Source organism: Clostridium sp. CTA-6, assembly GCF_054768115.1.
On record NZ_BAAAAU010000007.1, the window covers coordinates 90,513 to 112,426 of the forward strand.

At 27.5% G+C, this 21,914-nt stretch carries 9 protein-coding genes and 1 riboswitch; of the genes, 2 read left to right on the forward strand and 7 right to left on the reverse strand.

The features are described 5' to 3' along the window. Positions 1-57: 57 nt before the first annotated feature. The 4 genes from ACYUDJ_RS12205 to ACYUDJ_RS12220 form a co-directional block, all read right to left on the reverse strand. Entirely contained in the window at positions 58-8,688 is an 8,631-nt protein-coding gene (locus ACYUDJ_RS12205) for a GH36-type glycosyl hydrolase domain-containing protein (RefSeq protein WP_003483200.1), read from the reverse strand. A 257-nt stretch (positions 8,689-8,945) separates the two neighbouring features. Continuing rightward, positions 8,946-10,232, reverse strand: coding sequence for a diaminopimelate decarboxylase (gene lysA / locus ACYUDJ_RS12210; RefSeq protein ID WP_003483196.1), 1,287 nt, complete (start codon positions 10,230-10,232; stop codon positions 8,946-8,948). Positions 10,233-10,247: 15 nt separating this feature from the next. Further along, complete coding sequence (locus ACYUDJ_RS12215; RefSeq protein WP_003483194.1) at positions 10,248-11,450, reverse strand: aspartate kinase; 1,203 nt, start codon at positions 11,448-11,450, stop codon at positions 10,248-10,250. Positions 11,451-11,611: 161 nt separating this feature from the next. Beyond that, positions 11,612-11,780, reverse strand: a riboswitch (Lysine riboswitch). 64 nt (positions 11,781-11,844) lie between these two features. After that, complete coding sequence (locus ACYUDJ_RS12220; protein WP_043032558.1) at positions 11,845-13,152, reverse strand: M18 family aminopeptidase; 1,308 nt, start codon at positions 13,150-13,152, stop codon at positions 11,845-11,847. A gap of 150 nt (positions 13,153-13,302) precedes the next feature. On the opposite strand from ACYUDJ_RS12220, the gene ACYUDJ_RS12225 reads away from it, so the two are divergent. Together ACYUDJ_RS12225 and ACYUDJ_RS12230 are read left to right on the forward strand one after the other, a co-directional pair. Beyond that, entirely contained in the window at positions 13,303-14,481 is a 1,179-nt protein-coding gene (locus tag ACYUDJ_RS12225; RefSeq protein WP_042384177.1) for a cation diffusion facilitator family transporter, read from the forward strand. Positions 14,482-14,602: 121 nt separating this feature from the next. Further along, positions 14,603-15,694, forward strand: coding sequence for a PRK06851 family protein (locus tag ACYUDJ_RS12230; RefSeq protein ID WP_042384174.1), 1,092 nt, complete (start codon positions 14,603-14,605; stop codon positions 15,692-15,694). Positions 15,695-15,969: 275 nt separating this feature from the next. Here the strand turns inward: ACYUDJ_RS12230 and ACYUDJ_RS12235 are convergent, their stop codons facing one another. The 3 genes from ACYUDJ_RS12235 to pepV all read right to left on the reverse strand — a co-directional run bounded on the left by ACYUDJ_RS12235 (position 15,970) and on the right by pepV (position 21,900). Continuing rightward, entirely contained in the window at positions 15,970-18,099 is a 2,130-nt protein-coding gene (locus ACYUDJ_RS12235; protein ID WP_003483186.1) for a HelD family protein, read from the reverse strand. A 20-nt stretch (positions 18,100-18,119) separates the two neighbouring features. Further along, positions 18,120-20,084 (reverse strand): ATP-dependent zinc metalloprotease FtsH, encoded by a 1,965-nt coding sequence (gene ftsH, locus ACYUDJ_RS12240; RefSeq protein WP_003483184.1) that lies wholly within the window; start codon positions 20,082-20,084, stop codon positions 18,120-18,122. Positions 20,085-20,508: 424 nt separating this feature from the next. Beyond that, complete coding sequence (pepV, locus tag ACYUDJ_RS12245; RefSeq protein WP_003483183.1) at positions 20,509-21,900, reverse strand: dipeptidase PepV; 1,392 nt, start codon at positions 21,898-21,900, stop codon at positions 20,509-20,511. Positions 21,901-21,914 lie beyond the last annotated feature (14 nt).

Consider the following 21,914-nt stretch of genomic DNA (forward strand, 5'->3'; position numbering starts at 1 on the left):
AAACGATTTCTAAGCTTCAGTGGGAGTAAAAACTCCCTCTGAAGCCAAGAACTCTGTTTATATTACAACCTTTATTTCATGAGTACCTTCTTCAAATATTGGTATAATATTTTCCTCTTTTAGTTCACCATCTACCCAAAGTTCTTTTTTATTTTCTCTAATAACTTTTATATTATATTTACAGTTTCCTCTATTGTAGACTATTTCATATTCACTCCAATCTTTAGGAATGCATGGATCTACATAAAAGCCATCTTTCCCCTTTAATTTTAACCCCAATATTCCTTCTATGCCTGTTCTATACATCCATGAAGCAGCTCCTGTATACCAGCTCCAACCACCTCTTCCTATATGAGGTTCTACATCATATATATCTGCAGTCATAACATAAGGTTCAACTTTGTAATTTTGGCAGTTAAAATAAGATTTTGTATGATTTATAGGATTTATCATATTAAATAAGCTCCATGCCTTATCCTCCATTTTTAATTTAGAAAAAGCTAATACTACCCATATTGCTGCATGAGTATATTGTCCTCCATTTTCTCTAACACCAGGTAAATAACCCTTAATATATCCTGGTTGCAGAGTTGACTTGTCAAAAGCTGGAGTTAAGAGAGCAATTATTCCTTTATCCTTTTTAATAAGATTTCTTTCAACCGCTGCCATTGCCTCTTTAACTCTATCTTCTTTACCTGCTCCTGATAACACTGACCAAGATTGTGATAAAGAATCTATGGTACATTCTTCATTTTCTATAGAACCTAAAGGAGTACCATTATCAAAGTAAGCCCTTCTGTACCAACTTCCATCCCAAGCATTTTTTTCTATATTTTCTTTTATAAATTGTAAATATTCTTTATATCGTTCCATATTTACAACATCTTTTTTATAATCACATATATTTATAAATGACTCTAATATAGTATACAAAAACCATCCAAGCCAAACGCTTTCTCCTTTTCCTTGGTTCCCTACTGTACTCATCCCGTCATTCCAGTCACCAGAACCCATTAAAGGTATATTATGTTCTCCAAATTTTAAAGCTCTGTTAATAGCTCTTATGCAATGTTCATATATTGTCCCTTTTTCACTAGATACATAAGCTACATTATATCTTTCATCTTCTCCTTCTTTTAATGGTGGTTCTTCCAAATAATTTGTACTTTCATCTAGAATGCTATAATCTCCTGTGTTCTTTATATAATCTATAGTTACATAAGGAAGCCATAATAAATCATCTGAAAATCTAGTTCTTATACCACTTTCCACTACTGGATGCCACCAATGCTGAACATCTCCCTCTTTAAATTGTCTTGAAGAACTATATATTATTTGTTTTTTTGTTATCTCTGGCTTTATATAGCATACTGACATTACATCCTGAAGCTGATCTCTAAATCCATATGCACCTCCTGATTGATAAAAAGCTGTTCTAGCCCATAACCTACACACTATTACCTGATATAAAAGCCATCCATTTAACATTAAGTCCATACTTTTATCTGGAGTTTTTACTTTTATAGTTTCAGTAAGACTTTTCCAGTATTCCTTAGTATTATCTAGCTCTTTAAAGGCTACTATTTCATTGTCATACTTATTAATATTTTCTTTTACAGCCTCTATACTGTCTTCTGCTCCTAATATAGCTATCAATACTTTTTCTTCATTAGGTTCTAAGGTTATTTTTGAATTTTCAGCCATACAAGGATCTATACCTGCACCTACTTCATTACTTAGTTTTTCATAATTTAATGCTTTAGGATTTTCTATAGTACCTTCAATACCTAAAAATTCCTTTCTATTCCCTGTAAAGGATTCTTCTTCTCCTCCTACTATTTTTAAATAAGCGGTAGTTTCTCTAAAACTACTATTATAAGGATTTCTAGAATATATAAAATTTTCTTTATCTAAATAGGTACTTATATATGGTGAACTTAACTGTTTAGATACCCCTAAAACCGTTGAAGCATAATAGGTAACAGATATTTCTCTTTTTATATTAGTGTTGTTCTTAAGTTTTATTAGAGATATTTTGCAGTTATCTTCCATAGGACAATAACTTGTAATTTCTCCAATTATACCCTTTGTATAATGCTTAAAATTAGAATACCCAAATCCATGATTTATTATATACTGCCCTTCATCTCTTATAGGTTTAGGTGTAATACTCCATATTTCTCCTGTTTCCTCATCTCTTATATAAATGTGCTCACTTTCTCCATCTATTACTGGATCATTGCACCAATTAGTTAGCTTATTTTCTCGACTATTTTTATACCAGCTATAGGATGATCCACTCTCTGATACATGAAATCCAAAGTTACCATTAGACATTACATTTATCCATGGTAGGGGAGTATTATTATAATCCTTTAACACTATGGTATATTCATTATTTCCCATATCAAATCCACCTATATCATTAAAATACTCTAATTTAGGCACTTCAAATTTATATGATTTAGCAGTATATTGTATTTCTCTTTTTTGTAACAAATCTAATTCCTTATTTTTATTATTACCTGTATCTATTTGTTCTGCTAAAGAACCTTTATTAGAGTCTATATACAACCTACACATAGCCTTCAATAAACTTAAAGCTTCTTCCTTCATAGTAGATTTATTAAATAGAAATATCCCTGATGATTTATTTATATTATTCATTAATCCTAGAGTATTTATTAAATTTAATATAGAATCTTCTATTGGTTGTATATAAGAACTTTCTTTAGTATTAACTATTATTAAGTCTACATTTATATTTTTCATTTTCCAATATCTATAAGCAATTAACAATTGTCTTACCATATCTATTCCACTTTCTTTATCTAAAGTAGCTAAAACTATAGGATAATCTCCTGATATTCCATAGGCCCAAAGATCTGATTGACCTGATTTTATATATTTTATATAATTTTCTCTTTCCCTCATATTTCTATTTATAAATAATATATTAGATACAATATACTGATACATATTAGCTGCGGTGGATCTTATACCTAAATGTTTCATTTCTAAATTACTGTGACTCCAAGATAAGTTAAAGGCATTTTTTACATTATCTATATTTCTATATTTCTCTGCTATTTTTATTCCTTCTTCTTTAGAATTACAAAAAGCAGTTGTATAAGCTACTATGCAGTTTTCTTTAGCCTTTAATCTTACTCTAGTTCTTATGCTTATAATAGGATCTAGCACCGGTCCTATAGAACTTTTAAGGTTAGCTTCATTATCCATAGCCTGTGGATTAGATAAGTTTCTTCCTCTTCCTATAAAATCTATTCTACTTGTTTCATATTGAAATCCACCAATTTGTTCCCCTTCCACAGCTACAGTTTGAATTAACCAAGGAGATATATCCTTTTCACTTCTTTTTCTCCTATTGGCTAAAATACAAAAAGGTTCTTCCTTCAATTCTGTTTTTACAAATAAATTGCTAAAGCTAGGATGAACTAAATCTGCATTATAATTTGATAATGTAGCCTCACAATAACTAGTTACTTCTATCATTCTGTCATTGCTACTATTATTTTTTAAATTTATGCTTCTTATTTCTGCATCATCTTCTTGAGAAACCGTAACATGAGTTTCAGTTATTATATTGCCATCCACTCTTGAAAAAATAATTTTATCACTAGAAAACTGAGCTTTATAATACTCACCTTCAAATTTACAAGGTTCATAAGTAGCACTCCAATAATTATTAGCATTTATATTTTTTATATAGAAAAACAATCCTTTAGAATCAGAAGTTAAGTCCTCTCTCCATCTATAAATAGTAGTATCATCTTTTTTACTATATCCTCCACCCCTATTAGAAATCATTAAAGAATAACTTCCATTAGATAATAACCCTACTCTAGGTATATCAGTTTTAGCTGTGTTATAGATTCTACTATATTGATTGATATTATTAAGCTTCAATTCTGTGTTATATTTCTTTATACTTCTATTGTATATGATTCTATTACTTTTTCTTTCTTGCAATAATAGTTCTGTAGCTTTAACTTCTGGTTTATTATGAAATCTATTTTGGAGTATATTATTATTAAGAATATTATTTAAAGCCATAAGGCTCATTCCCTGATGATGTACCATAAAAGATTTAATTATAGCTTTACTCTTTCCTTTCGGTATTCTATTTTTAGTATAATCTACAGCCTCATAAAATCCGTATCTATCTAATAATTTAGAATTTATTAGTGTATTTATATTCTCAATACCACTACTTATATCTTTTTGCAAAGCTAATATAGTTGAATAAGGCGATATAACTAAATCCTTAGACAATCCTCTTTTTATTCCTATGCCAGGCACTCCAAAAGCCATATATTGATAGTTTTTATCTCCATCAAAATGATAAAATGCAGATTCGGATATTCCCCAAGGTATCCTTTTATTTTTAGCGTACAATTGCTGTCCTTTTATTACTGATTTATATGTTTGGTCTAATAAAGTACCTTCATAATTCTTCATTATTAATAAAGGCATAAAATACTCAAACATAGTTCCACTCCAAGAAGCTAACCCTTTTAATTTTTTTCCCATATAAGTTATACCTCTACCTAATGTTATCCAGTTATCTTGTGGGATGTCGCCCTTTGCTATAGCAACAAAACTTGCTTGCCTAGCTTCTGAAGCTAGTAAATCATAATAAGAATTTGCCATCTCTCCTGAATCTACATTGTATCCTATAGTAAATAAATTTCTATCCTTATTGTATAGAACTTTAAAGTCTGTATTTTTAGCTAATTCATCTAATTTTAAATTTAATCCATATATACCCTGTATTAAATTTTTAATATTATCACTACTAGTATTTAAATTATTTATAAAATTTAAAATCCATTCTCTTTCATAATTGTCCTTTGTTTTTATTTGTTCTAAATTTTTAGTAATATAATTTATTTTATCTGGCATTTTTTTTATAGGTATCTTTGTAACAAAGTCTCTAATCTCTTCTATTACATCTTTACATAATCCTATATTTTCTATTATTTGATCCTTCCAAGGAATTAATTTTTTAAATTCCTGAAGAGATTCATTTAAAAAATCGTATAACTTTTTATTCCAATAGAAATTATTTATATCTATATTAAAATTATCTAGTTCCTTTTGCTTGTTCAATATTTTTATAAATATGTTGTTTATAAAAACAATATCCGGTTCCATTTCTTTTAAAATAAATATTATATTAAAATAAAAGTTATCTATATCCTCTTCTTTTTTTAATTCTTCATTAGCTAATTCTAGTATACTTAATAACCCATCAATATTTTTTTTGCTTAATAAAGGTTTATTTATAATATCCTTTAAAGATTCTTCTGTAAGCCATAAATATCCTACTAAATTTCCACTATCTACTGCAGATATATATCTAGGATTTAGTGGTTTACCATTTTTTATATCATACCAATTATAAAAATGGCCCTCATATTTATCTAAATTATTCATACTAGATACTATATTTTCCAGTCTATTTATAAGATTTTCTAATGTTATAAATCCTAAATCATAGGCTACAATATTTGAAGTTATTCCCATTCCCATATTGGTAGGTGATGTTCTATAGGCTATTCCTTTATATGGTTCTTTCTGATAGTTATCTGGTGCTAACCATTTAGTATCTTCATAAACAAAATCCTCAAAATAAGCCCAAGTTCTTCTAGCTATATTAAGTAATAGCTTTTTATCATCTTTATTTATATATAATCTATTTTTCTTATCCTTACTTACATAGAAAGCTATATAAGGACTAATAAACCAAATTATACAAGCAGGCACAAGCAATATAGCTAATTCATTAGATCTTATTATAGATAGATAAAGTATAAGAAGAGCTATTAAGCTTCCTACCCACATACTTTTTACATATCCTTTTAAATCCTTTTGGGACATTTTCTCTGCTTCTTCTGCAGTTTGCCATTCTAATAAATTTTTTTTGCTTATAAGAAGTCTATATAAAGTTCTTGTTATAGCATCTAACATTAAATATGCTTTGTGAGGTATAAAAGTAAATATTAAGAAGAATTGTTTTAGTACGTTTTTCACACTATATATCCTACCAGATAAACCTATACCTTTACTTGGGAAAATAATGACCTCTGAAACATTAAACAATATAGGTGCAATAATAGAAAGAAAAGCTACTGTAATCATTTCGTTAGTTCCATAATAACTAATTAATGAAAATAATATAAGTCTAATTATAGCTGGTTCTAAAAGACTTCTCCTTAGGTTATCTATTATTTTCCATTTTGACAATCTATTTATTGCTGTTCTTTTAAATATCCAAGGTATAAGCTGCCAATCACCTCTAACCCATCTATGTAGTCTTTTACAACTTGAATTGTAATAGGCTGGATATCCATCTACTAATTCTATATCTGTAACTAAAGCTGTTCTAACATAAGATCCCTCTAATAAATCGTGGCTTAAAACAGAATTTTCTTTTATTTCTCCATTAAGCATAGTATTAAAAGTATCCACATGATATATCCCTTTTCCTGTAAATATACCTTCTTTAAATACATCTTGATAAATATCAGATACAGCCGTAGTATAAGTATCTAATCCTACCTGTCCGGAAAAAATTTTTGAAAATAAAGTTTTATTAGCATCTTCTACACCTATACTAATTCTAGGCTGCATAAGCCCGTATCCATGAATCACTGATTTTTTCACATTATTTATTATAGGTCTATTAAGTGGATGCTCCATAGCGCCTATTAGACTTTTAGCCACATCTCTTGGAAGTTTTGTATCTGCATCTAGTGTTATTACATATTTAACTTTTTTTAAAATATTTATATCTCCACTTATAGTATTATAGCTAGTATTTTTTTCTCCACGTATAAGTTTATTAAATTCTTCTAACTTCCCTCTCTTTCTTTCCCATCCCATCCATATTTTTTCTTTTTCATTATATTGCCTATATCTATTTAAAAAGAAAAATATTTCTTCTCCTGCTTTGGAATGCTTATTGTTTAACTCCTTTACTCTCTTTAACATTTCTTTTATTATTTCTTCATCATTTTCTTCTTTTTCACTTTTGCTATCTTTAAAATCTCCTAAAATAGCAAAATAAAGATTCTTTTCTTTATTAGCTAAATAATATACTTCCATATCCTTTACTAATTCTTGAGCTCTTTTTTTACTTCCTATTAATGTAGGTATTACAACAACTGTTGAATTTTCCTTAGCTATACCATTTGTAAATTGTAATTTAGGTATAAAATCTGGCTTAGTTAAATTATTCAAACTCCAATTTAGTATGGATATTATGATTTCACTGGTAGGTATTAAAAGTACTCTGATTTGTAACAACATTATATATACATTATTGTATTCTATGGATTTAATGATAAAAAATTCGAATATAAATGTAAAAACTATTATGCTAGTTATATAAGATCTAACTTTATTTTTAATTAAAAAATCTTTTATTTTATCCTTTCCTTCATTTTTTACACCTAATACTTTTTTGAGTAATCTAACCCCTTTTTCTTCAACTATATAATATCCTACATGTTTTTTATAATTATCTTCCTCAGTTTTAACTTCAAATTGTTGTGCACATTCTATACTTTTTTTTGCTATATAACTTTCTGGAAGTTTTAATTTTCTTGAAAGTCTCTCTATTTTACTTCTATAAAAGTCTTTGGATGGAAAATCCATATCATTATAAACTTTTGAAGGGTCTTCTTTTAATATTTCTTCGATAACACTAACATTTTGAAATATATTTTTCCAATTAATAGCTTCTATATCTCTTAATCCATTTATACAATTACCCATAATTATTTGTTGTTTAGATTGTTTTCTATATCCTAAATTTATTATGTTATCTATGTTTTTTTCTTTTATCTCTAATTGTTCTTGTATAAATAGATTTAATTTTTCTTCTTTTATTCCATTATCATTTATTATATTTATAAATGTTTCCATAAAATAAGGACTAATATTTATCCCTTTATCCTTTAATTCATCAATAGTTTTTTCTAAATCTCCATCATTATAATTTTTAATTATTTTATCTGCTAATTCTTCCCCCCTTTTTCTTTCTCTTTGTATATATGTTATTTCTTCTGTTATTATAGATATCTTTTGTATTAAAGCTATTCTCAACATTATAGGCAAAGCCCATACTTCTGAGCTAGTCAATATATTATTTTTCTGATATCCATTCATAAATTTTATTATAAAATCTTTATCCATATTTCCATGAAAATTGTGTATTATGGCTAAAGCTAAATGATATACCCTAGGGTAACATTTCATTATGCCTTTATTTATAACAGGTAATTTTACATAATGAGAAGATGGCATATTTTTTTTTATATCTTTATATTCTTTTTCTATAAGATATATATTGTCTAATAACCACTCTCCAGCAGGTACAGTCATATTTATATCTTCATCTAAAGATACTATGTATTTGTGATTATTCATTATTCTCTCATAACTTTTATCTAAGCTTTCCAAAACCAATTTTCTACATTTTCTATTAGATACTATACTATGAAATTCTGAGATATCTTCTGCAAATTGTTCTAGATCCTGTTTATCTTCACTAAAAAATATATTATTTATATCATCTATTAAACTTTCTTTACTATCACTATTCTTATATATTAAATATGTTAAAATAATTAAACTCACACAAATTGGTATAAACACTGTCATAAGAATTCATCCTTTCCTTATCAAGAGTATGCCTAATTTAGTATTTCCAATTAATATAAAAATATTACATTTAAAAACTAACCTATAAACAAACATTAATTACATTTCCTTCAGTTACCACTACTTTAAATTAATATAAAATTAATTAAATAAAAAAAATCTTATTAAGTTAATTTAGATTTAACTCAATAAGATTTTTTATTTATCATTACTAAAAAACATTTATTTTAATAACTATATTATTTTTGATAAATATTTTACACTTCATTTTGTATTAAATTTTCATAGCTTTGTCTTCTACATACTAATTTTACTTTATCATTATTAACAAAAACCACAGATGGTAATAAAGCTTTATTATAATTACTTGCCATAGAATATCCATAAGCTCCTGTATTTAATATTGCAAACAAATCATTAGTTTCTACTATTGGTAATTTTACATTATTTATAAGTACATCTCCTGATTCACAACATTTCCCTACTATTTTTACTTCTTCTAATAAATTATCTAAGGCTTTGTTACATACTACACATTCATATTCTGATTTATATAATGCAGGCCTTATATTATCCGTCATCCCTCCATTTACAGCTACATACTTAGCTACATTAGGAATTTCTTTAATAGAACCTACAGAATATAGTGTAACTCCTGAATTACCTACTATAGACCTACCTGGCTCTATTATTAAAACAGGTTCTCTAACCCCTATCTCTTTTGAATAATTTTTCACTTTATCTAATATAATTTTACAAAACTCTTCTATTTCTTTAGGCTTATCTCCATCCTTATAATATATTCCGAAGCCCCCACCTAAATCCAGCTCCTCTATATCTATATTTAGTTCTTTATTAGTTCTTTTTATTAACTTAAGCATTATTTCTATTTCTTCTTCATAAGGTTTTGTTTCAAATATTTGAGAGCCTATATGACAATGGAACCCAACAAATTGTATATTTTCTAGTTCATACGCTTTTTTTACTGCTTTGATAGCACCATTATCTATTAATGTAAATCCAAATTTAGAATCTATTTGTCCAGTTTTAATATATTCATGGGTATGTGCTTCAATACCTGGAATTATTCTTAAAATTACTCTTTGCTTTATATTTTTATTTTTACAGGCATTATCTATTATATCTAATTCCTGAAAATTATCTGCTACAAAGGTTCCAACACCTAAATTTATGGCCATCTCTATTTCTTCTATAGTTTTATTGTTGCCATGAAAATACACCTTTTCCATAGGGAATCCACTTTTATAAGCAGTAAATATTTCTCCTCCTGATACTACATCTAAATAAAGCCCTTCTTCTTTTATTAGATTACACATAGCCTTAGTAAGAAAGGCTTTTCCCGCATAAGCTACTTTGTTTTTTTCTTTATTAAAGGAAGTTACATATCTTCTACAATTATCTCTTATAAGAGTTTCATCCATTACATATAAAGGTGTTCCAAATTCCGTAGCTAATCCTAAAGTGTTTATTTTACCTATATATAAATTATTGTTCTTTATATTCATACTTCCAAAAAGTTTCATACTCCCACATCCTATTTATAAATTAAATTCTTTTGCTACTAAATTTATAGCATTTATTTTATCTTCTACATTTATTGCGCAAGTAATCCTTATTTCTGAGGTTGTTATCATTTTTATTTTTATATTATTATCACTAAAAATTTTTAACATTTTAGCTGCAACACCGGATGTATTTTTCATTCCTATTCCTACTATAGAAAATTTGGTTAAATTTTCGTCAATTTTTATTTTATCCTTTGGTGCATACCCTTTTATTATTTTCATTCCATCCTGTAAATCTTCTTTTGGTATAGTAAAAGATAAACTTATTCTACTATTTATAGGTGCTGTTTGACTTATCATATCTACATTTATTTGCTTTTCTGCCAATTTCGTAAATATATCCGCTACTATGTTTATGTTCTCATTTATATCTTCCATTGTTATTGCAACATCATCATCACTAGTTGCTAATCCTGTTACTGATTTTATTTCCATATTCATATTATTCATCCCCCTAATAACTGTTCCCTTGATATTGCCATTGCTTAATCCTACATAAATAGGTATATTATATTTTTCAGCTAATTCTATAGATCTTGAATGCATAACCTGTGCACCTAGGCTAGATAATTCTAACATTTCTTCATAGTCTATATAATCTAATTTTTTAGCTTTATTATATACTCGCGGATCTACGCTATATATTCCATCCACATCTGTGTATATTTCACACATGGCATTATTTAGCTTTGCTGCTATTGCTACTGCTGAAGTATCAGACCCACCTCTACCTAAAGTTGTTATATTACCATCACAATTTATTCCTTGAAATCCTGCGACAACAACAACCTTTCCTTCCTTTAGGCTTTTATCTATCTTTTTTTCATCTATATCATTTATTAAAGATTTTCCATGTTGTCCATTGGTGCTTATATTTATTTGATAAGCAGTATAACTTATAGCATCTTCCCCTAGTTCCTTAATTGCCATAGATAAAAGTGATGATGACACCATTTCCCCTGTAGAGATTAATGCATCTAATTCTCTTTTATCTGGTACATTGCTTATATCTTTAGCTAAATTTATAAGATTATCTGTAGTGTGTCCCATAGCAGAAACAACAACTACTATATCATTTCCTTCTTTTTTTCTTTTTACGATAGATTTGGCTACGTTTTTTATCTTTTCTACCGTTGCTACAGATGTACCTCCATATTTTTGAACGATTGTTGCCATATAAATACCCCCTACTTCTAAATAAAATATTTTAAATATTTCTTTAAAATTTAATAAATACTCTAACTTATGTATTTCACAAAAATAAAAAATAATGCAACAAAGGAACACCTTTGCTGCATTATTTCAATAATACAAATAAATAATATGCAACTTCCGTGTACCTATGCAGCTCTCCACTTTTTCAAGTGACAGCCTTACACATATTATGTGCAAAGCCAGGAAAAACTTTTACCAAACCTTTTCCTTCGGCCATAATTCCTTTTTTTATTCCTCAAAGTCTGCCGACTAAGAATAAATACTATTAATTACAGCACCTCTCCATAAGTAGCTTTCATTTAATTAAATTTTCATTAGTTTAACATGAATTATGAAATAAATCAATACTTTTTATTTAAATATTAAAAAATTCTAGAAAAGACCTTATAGCATAAACTTGATCCTTTACTCCTCCTAACTCTCTAATAGAATGCATAGCAAGTAATGCCGTTCCTATATCTACTGATTGTATATTTATATGAGTTCCAGATATAGGCCCTATAGTAGATCCCCCTCTTTCATCAGATCTATTTACAAATTTCTGTACTGGTACTTTAGCCCTGTGGCATATTTCTTCATATACAGAAGAAGAATAGGCATCTGAAGTATAACTCTGACTAGCGCTAATTTTTATAACGGGGCCATTATTCATAATAACTTTATTAGTAGGATCTGATTTTTCACTTACATTAGGATGTATAGCATGGGCTGAATCACAAGATATCATAAATGATTTTGAAAGGGTTCTAAAGTACTCTTCTCTATTTTTGTTTAAACATAATGTTATCCTTTCTAATGTTTGAGATAAGAATGGTGAATCCGCACCTTGTTTTGTTGCACTTCCTACCTCTTCATTATCAAAACATACCATAATTTTTGTAGATTTATTATTAGTGGAAGAAAGTAAAGCCTTTAACGATGCATGAACCATGGATAAATCATCTAATTTACCTGTAGATATAAATTCACTCTTATCTCCAATTAAACATCCCTTCTCAAATTCATATAAGAATAATTCAAAATCTAATATCTCATCTATATTAGCATCTAATTCTTTGCATATTATATTAACCAAGTAATTTTCTTTTTCTAATTTATCCTGAACCATTGAGATTATAGGCAGCATATCCTTCTGTTTATTGAGTTCTATACCTTTATTTATATTTCTATTCATATGAATAGCTAAATTAGGAATTATAAGTATAGGTCTTTTTATATTTACAAGTTCCATTTTAGGTTTTAATGGATTTTCCCCTTTTAAAACTACTCTTCCTGCCAAAGATAAAGGTCTATCCATCCAAGTGTTTAGTATAGGTCCTCCATATACTTCCGTATTAAGTTTAATATAATTACCCTCGGCAAAAATTTCTGGAGCAGGCTTTACTTTAAAAGTTGGAGAATCTGTATGGGAAGCCACTATTCTAAAACCTGAATTCTCTATTTCATCCTCTCCAATAAAAAATGCTACTATTGCAGAATCATTCTTACTGGTAAAATATTTACCACCTTTTTTCAATTTCCAAGCTTCACTTTCTTTAATCTCTATAAAACCTTCCTTTGTTAATACGTTTTTTAAATTATGTACCACATGATATGGCGATGGACTATCATATATAAAATCTATTAGTTCATTAGATACCTTAGATAGCTTTATTTTATCCATATAAAACACCTACTTTTCATAATATTTTATAAATTTATTATATCAGAGTATATTAATATATTATATGCTATAAAATATTTTAATATAGAAAATTTTACTAAAAAAATATGTTATAATACATTTTATATTGAATTGAAAGTAGGTGCTATTATGTTATCTAAACTTTTAGTGATTAAATTTGTAAAAGACTATAAAAATACTAATCATAAAGAAGTTAGAGATTCTTATGGATATTTAGCTAGTATAGTTGGTATTCTAACAAATATATTTTTATTTATAATTAAAATTTCTGTGGGATTAATATCTCATAGTATTGCAGTTACAGCAGACGCTTTTAACAATTTATCTGATGCTGCATCATCTATAATAACATTCTTAGGCTTTAAATTAGCCTCTAAACCTGCAGATAAAGAACATCCCTTTGGCCATGGTAGAATTGAATACATATCTGGATTAATTGTATCTTTTATGGTACTTTTAGTTGGATTTGAATTTATAAAATCTTCTTTTGATAGAATAAGAAATCCTTCTATAGTAAAATTTCAATGGATACCATTTTTATTAATATTATTTTCTATTATTATAAAATTATGGTTAAGTAATTTTAATAAATATATAGGTAATACTATTAACTCTGGTGCACTTAAAGCCTCTTCTTTAGATGCATTAAGTGATGTTATAACATCTTCCTCTGTTGCCTTATCTTTATTGTTAGCTAAGTGGATTTCCTTTCCTATAGATGGATACTTCGGAATATTGGTTTCTTTATTTATAATATATTCTGGTATTTCACTTATAAAAGAAACTTTAGATCCATTATTAGGTGAAGCTCCAGATAAAGAACTAGTATCTGAAATAATAGAAAGAGTTATGAGTTATGAGTTAATAATGGGCGTGCATGATTTGATAGTACACAATTACGGTCCTGGGAGATGTATGGCTTCTATCCATGCAGAAGTTCCTTCAAATGAATCTATTGTTAAAATTCATGAAGTTATAGATAAAGCTGAAAATGAAATATCTAAAAAATTAGATCTTCTTCTAGTTATTCATATGGATCCTATTAATGTAGATAATAAAGAAGTAGCTTATACTCGTAAAGAGGTAGTTAAAATTTTAGAAGAATTTCCTATAATAAAATCTATGCATGATTTTAGAATGGTTGGCGAAGATGAATATAAAAATCTAATATTTGATATAGTAATAGATCATTCTTTTAAGCTTACTCCTGAATTGGAAAATCAGCTTGAAAAAGATATAGATAACTGTATAAAAAAGTTACATCCTAAATATAATACAGTTATAACCATAGATAGAGATTTTTATTAACTTAATTTTTTTATTTCATATATAAATACTCTAAAATCTATATATGGGAACTTTCATTAGTATACAAAATTATGTTTTGTGCATATTATATATAGTGATTTTAATTAAGGAGTTGATTTTTTTGATAAACCCATCAAAACACTTCTTTGCTGGTGGTAATACCGCTGAAGGTTTCTACTCTCTCTTTAATAATATAATAGATATTAATGATGCTAATAGAATTATATATTTAAAAGGTGGTCCTGGTACTGGGAAATCTTCTCTAATGAAAAGCATTGCTGATTTTTTTATAAAAAGTAATTATACTGTAGAGTTTTTTCACTGTTCTTCAGATAGTAATTCTTTAGATTCTATAAGAATCAAAGAATTAAAGATAGCTATGGTAGATGGAACAGCTCCCCATATGCTTGACCCTAAGGTACCTGGGGCCATAGACAAAATAATAAATTTAGGTGATTTATTAGATGAAAATAAATTAAAGAAACATAAAAATGAAATAATAAAGATAAGCAATGAAATAAGCGAAACCTTCAAAAGAACCTATAGGTACTTAAATGCAGCTAAAACCATCCATGAAGACTGGAGTATTTTAAACTGTAGGGCTAAAAACTATGATAATCTATATAAATTAGAAAAAGAATTAAAAAATAACTTATTTAAAGAAAATATATCTAATGATTCTAGAGGAAAGAAAAGACATCTATTCATCAGCGCTATTAGTCCTGAAGGAATAGTAAGCCACACAGATAGTGTATATATTGGTATAAAAGATATATATGTTTTAAATGGAGCTCCTGGAACTGGCAAAACAGAAATATTAAATAGCATAAGCAATGAAGCTATAAATAGAGGTTTCCTTGTTGAATATTATCATAATCCCTTAATTCCAAATATGCTAGAACATATTGTAATCCCAGATCTTAATTCTGCAATTGTAACCTCTAATGAAATTAACAAACAATTTTTAGATGGTGAACAAATATATATGGACAATTTATTAGACTTATCTATTTTAAATAGTAATAGAACAAAAATAAATGAAGATAAAGAATTATTTTATACACTTATAAATAAAGCTACAGATATACTTCATTCTGAAAAAAGTCTTCATGACGATCTAGAAAAATATTATGTAAATAATATGGATTTTTCTAAAATTCCACAAATTAGAGAATCCATAATTGAAGATTTTTTAAGTTTTAAAACAAATTAATTTAATTATAGCTTTTATTAGTATCATTCATCAATAACTAATTAAAATTATGTGTAAAATTTTAAAAAGATCTTATAAATTTAAATATAATTCGGAAAATTCCACAAAAATAAAGAACTGCTAATTCTTAAGAGTTTATAGACTCTTCGGAATTAGCAGTTCTTTTTATTAATCTTATTTAAACTATTATTAATTACAACTTATAGTGTAAAATTTATCTGTTAGTATTTTTGTATACATAGTCCCCATTATTAGTGCAAAGTTATCCACACTGTTTATAACTTTTCATCTTTTTTGTGTACAACTATCATTTCATGTAAAGCTCTTGTAGCCATTATATATTTTAAGTTTTCTCCTACATTACTATCATCTAATATTAAAATAGTAGCATCAAATTCTAAACCTTTTGATAAATAAGAAGGAATTATTATCTTACCTCCAGAATAAATTATATTTTCTCTTTCTATTAAATTAATATACATTTGCTTTTTTAATTCTGTTCCTATAACTTTCCCCTGTTCTAGTGTAGTTGTTATGATTGCAATACTTTCATAACCTTTATTCTCTAAGTAGCTCAAATAATAATTAACTTTATCTATTACTTCGTCTGTATTCTTTACTATTACTTCTTTTACAGGTTCTCCTTCTCTTACTAAAGGAACAATTTTATTTGTTTTTAAGTATTTATTAGCATACTCCATAATCTCTTTTGTTGATCTATAACTTTTGTCTAAATTAAAATACTCTACATCAACTCTATCAAAGACAGAATCTAAGCATAACATAGGAACTTCATCCTTGCAAGGTAATGTTCTTTGATTAACATCTCCTACTATAGTTATAGATTGACAATCTGTAAGTTCTTTTAATACTACAAACTGTAAAAATGAATAATCTTGTGCTTCGTCTATTACTATATGTTTTATTTCAGTTTTATATCTTAAACCCTCTAATTTTATTTTTAAATATAATATAGCTATAATATCATCTACAGTAAGTTTTTTGTTATTATTAAACTCATTATATATATCCAGAACCTGTGGATTATCTAGCCATACTAATGATTTTTTTACCTCCATAGATTTTTTCACTATGTTTCTTATATTATTCTTTCTTTCAAACTCTAAATTATTTTTATTGAGTTGTAGTTCTTCTTCTGATAGCTTTTTTATCTCTTCTTCATATTGTCTTTGGATTTCATAGACTTTTTTGTTTCTCACATCTCTTATTTTAGAAAATACTATTCTTTTTACCTTTTTACTTCTTTTAAACAAAGGCATATATTTATAATAAGAATAAAGCATTTCATCTATTTCTTTTTTATCTATAGCAACTTCGTCCATTAATACTACGTCTTCTGTAATAAATATGTTTTGTTCTAACTCTTCCATAAAACTATCTAAATCTTCCATATATGCTTTGGATTGTTTATATGTTATATCTTCTATAAATTTATTATCTTTTTGTATAAATCTTTTTATATAATTATCATATTCTAGAAAATTATTTACAGGTAGCAAGTCTTCTATAAAATCCTTAAAGGTAGTTTGCTTAACTCCATTTTCACCTAAACTTGGTAATACTTCTGATATATAATCTACAAAAATATTATTAGGTCCTAGTATTAATACTTTATCTTGTATTTGATTCCTATAATTATATAATAAGTATGCTACTCTATGAAGAGCAATAGTAGTCTTACCACTACCTGCAACTCCATTAACAATCATAGATTTATTTTTAGGTTGTCTAATTAAGTTATCTTGCTCTTCTTGTATAGTCATAACTATATCCTTTAATTTTTCCTTGGTGTTTTCACTTAAAATCATTTGAAGAACTTCATCTTTTACATCTAAAACAGAATCAAACATACCTTTTAATATACCCTTACGGATAACATATTGTCTTTTAGATTTTACATCTACCTCTATTTTACCTTCTGGTGATTCATAGGCTATATTTCCTAATTTACCTTGATAAAATATTTGGCATATAGGAGCTCTCCAGTCTACAATAAAAGGTTTATAATTACCTGTTTCTAAAAATCCGTATCTACCTATATAGATAGAATCTTCATCCCCTTCATCTACAAAATTAACTTTTCCAAAGTAAGGATTCTGTTCTAAAACTGTGAGCTCTTTTAGTTTTTTATCTATAAAACCATAAAGCTTTTCTTTTAAGTATCTTTCATGATCAAAGTATTCTGCTACTTTATCTTCATCATTTTTATCTTCCTCTAAAAATTCTTTTCTATATTCTACTATATCCTTTACTATATCTTTTCTTTTATCTAAATATATTCCTGTCTCTTTTCTTACTTTATCTATTATAAAATCTAAATATTCTCTTTCCATACTTAATTCTATATATTTATCTATGGAATTATTTATCTGATTATTATCCATAAACCTCTCTCCATTCCGGTTTATTCTTCTATAGGTGATTTATCACTTACTCTTTTTGTCTCCATTATAGATTCATCTATGACCTTTTCATCTAATATTCTATCCTCTATTTCATTTTCGTCTACTTCTTTTTCCTTTTCCTCTACCTTTGTTCCCTTTGATGTAGACTCATCTTCTCCTTTAACCATTGCCATAAATTCATCTCCCATAAGAGTTTCTTTTTCTAATAATTTTTCTGTTATCTTGTTTAATAACTCTTCATTTTCTTTTAGCATTCTCTTTGCTTTTTCATGACATTCTTTTATTATATTTAAAGCCTCATCATCTATTATAGCAGCTGTTTCTGCACTACAATTTTGAACTGGTCTTCCATCTAAATATCTATTTTGAACAGATTCTAAAGCCATCATATCAAATCTATCAGTCATACCATATACAGTAACCATACTTCTAGCAGTTTGAGTAGCTCTCTCTATATCGTTAGCAGCTCCTGTAGATATAGAATTAAATTTAACTTCCTCTGCAGAACGACCACCTAACATAACTGTTATTTTGTCTAACATTTCCTCTTTATTTATTAAATATTTATCTTCTGTTGGAAGTTGCATAGTATAACCTAATGCCCCCATAGTTCTTGGAACAATAGTTATTTTGTGTACTGGATCTGTATTAGGAAGCAATGCTGCTACAAGAGCATGCCCAACTTCATGAAAAGCAACCTGCCTTTTTTCTTGAGGAGATAATATTCTGTCTTTTTTCTCCTTACCTGCAATAATAACTTCCACTGCTTCTTCTAAATCCTCTTGTATTACTTCCTGCCTACCATTTTTAACAGCTCTTAAGGCGGCCTCATTTATTATATTAGCCAAATCAGATCCTACTGCTCCTGGAGTACTTTTTGCAACAGATGACATATCTACTTCTTTTGATATTTTTACTCCCTTTGAATGAACTTTTAATATATCTTCTCTTCCTTTTAAATCTGGTCTATCTACTATTACTCTTCTATCAAATCTACCTGGTCTTAAAAGGGCTTTATCTAATATTTCTGGTCTATTAGTAGCCGCTAATATAACAACACCTTTAGATGAATCAAACCCATCCATCTCTGCTAATAATTGATTTAAAGTTTGTTCTCTTTCATCATTGCTACTCATAGCATTATCTCTACTCTTACCTATAGCATCTATCTCATCTATAAATATTATACAAGGAGCCTTTTCTTGTGCTTGTTCAAATAAGTCTCTTACCCTAGCAGCTCCCATACCTACAAACATTTCCACAAAACTTGAACCAGATAATGAAAAGAAAGGAACCTTAGCTTCTCCAGCAACTGCCTTAGCTAATAGAGTTTTACCTGTTCCTGGAGGTCCTACAAGTAATGCGCCCTTAGGTAGCTTAGCTCCTATTTCTGTATATCTTTCTGGTTTATGTAGAAAATCTACAATCTCTACTAAAGATTCTTTAGCCTCATCCTGACCTGCTACATCTTCAAAAGTAATTCCTGTTTCATTTTCCGCATATATTTTAGCTGTGTTTTTCCCAAAGGACATAACACCGCTACCCATTTTTTTATCTAATTTACCAAACAACATTCTTCCTAAAAACATAAATATTATTATAGGTATGACCCAGTTTACAATAAAACTTTTTATGGCTGAATTTTCCTGAGGAACACCACCATATTTCACCTTAGAATCATCTAATTTTTTTACTAAATTAGGGTCATATATTGACTCTGTGTACATTACTTTCTTTTTTTCGCCTTTATTAATCTTAGGATGAATTATTATTTTATCCCTTGTTAATTGAACTTCTTCTATTCTATTTTCATTTAAATATTTTACAAATTCACTGTATTTTATATGATCTGACTTTATGTTTGTAACATAATCATTAAGCATATATACTATTAGTGCTACTGCTATAGCATAATAAGCAAAATACTTTATTTTGTTCTTGTCAAATTTATTATTTTTAGACATAATTTTTCCTCCATTTTATATTAAATAAATTTACGCCTTAAACACATAGTATATTCTATCATAATTATAAAAAAATAAATATAATTTTTCTCCCCTATAAATACTATTACATTTCTATTATTATTTCCATATTCTTATTTAGAATAATCTTAAATTTATTATTAAATATTTGTTACAAAAAATATTTAATAATAAATTCAAGAAAAAATTATGAATATTATAACTATATATACTTTTAATACCATCTAATTTAGCATACTATATATGTATGTTTGTTTATATTAGGTATATGATTTGTACCATAAACAAAATCATTTACTATTATAATTTTTTATAAATTACTATAGACAAATAAAAGATATGAGCAAATACTATATATTTATCTCACATCTTTTTATAAATAACTATAAAACTTATAAATATACTATTTGGCTAATTCATATATAGCATGTCCGTATATCTTAGAATTTAATACCAAATTTTCTAGTTCTATATATTCATCTTTTTTGTGAATTACATCTGGTTCTCCTGGGAAAAGTGGTCCAAAAGCAACCATATTAGGCATTTCCTTTGCATAAGTTCCTCCACCTATAGCTAATAATTCTGGTTCTTTTCCTGTTTGTTCTTTATATACCTTTTGTAATGATTTTATCAATGGATGTTTATCATCAAAATATAAAGGTTTTTGATCTTGAAAATTTTCTATTTTTATTCCTGTTCCCTCTATTTTTTTATTAAACTTTTCCATAAGATCCTCTGCTTTGTATGTAACAGGATATCTTAAATTTAATGACATTTTTATTTCATTATTTTCCATAGAAATAGTTCCTACATTAAAGCTTAGCTTACCTGAAGGTTCATCCTCTAAATCTACACCAAAAGATTTACCATCAGTTTCATTTCCTACATTATTATTAAAAAATCTTATAAATTGTAATTCATCACAATGGCCTAATGGAAGTTCTGCTAAAAATTTAAACATTTGCATGATAGCATTTTTCCCAATTTCTGGTGTACTCCCATGAGCAGATAGACCAAAAGATTTGACTACTACTAAGCCATCTTTTTCTTCTGCTGTTAATTCTATTCCATTTCTATTAGCACAATACTCTACAGACCTTATTATCATATCTGTATCTGGACATTCTATACCAGCTTCACAATAGTCAGGTACCATATTAGAAGCTTCCCCACCCTTAATATATTTTAATTTAATTGCTTTATCACTTTTTATTTCTAATTTTTTTACTACATCAAATATTGTAATTCCTTTTTCAGCATAGATTATTGGATACTCAGCATCTGGAGTGAATCCAAGTACTGGTGGTTTTTCCTTTGCTAAATAATGTTCTATTTCATTAGATCCTGTTTCCTCATTTGTCCCAAACAAAATTCTAACCTTTTTAGATAAAGGAAGTTTTGCTTCTTTTATAGCTTTTAAACCATAAAGTGCTGCCATTATAGGTCCTTTGTCATCTGTAGTTCCTCTACCATACATTTTTCCATCGTGTATTTCTGCCGCATAAGGTGGATACTTCCATCCATCTCCTTCTGGTACTAAATCCAAATGACCTAAAACACCTACATATTCATCACCTTCACCGTATTCAGCATATCCAACATATCCGTCTACATTTACAGTTTTAAATCCTAACTTTTCGCTTATTTCTAATGCTTTTTCCAATGCACTGGCTACGCCTTCCCCATAAGGTTTACCTTCCTTTGCTTCGTCTTCTATACTTTTAATTTTAATCAATTCTGCAGTAGAGTCTATAAGATCATCTTTTAACTCTTCTATTATTTTATTTATCTCCAAAAAAATACCCCCTC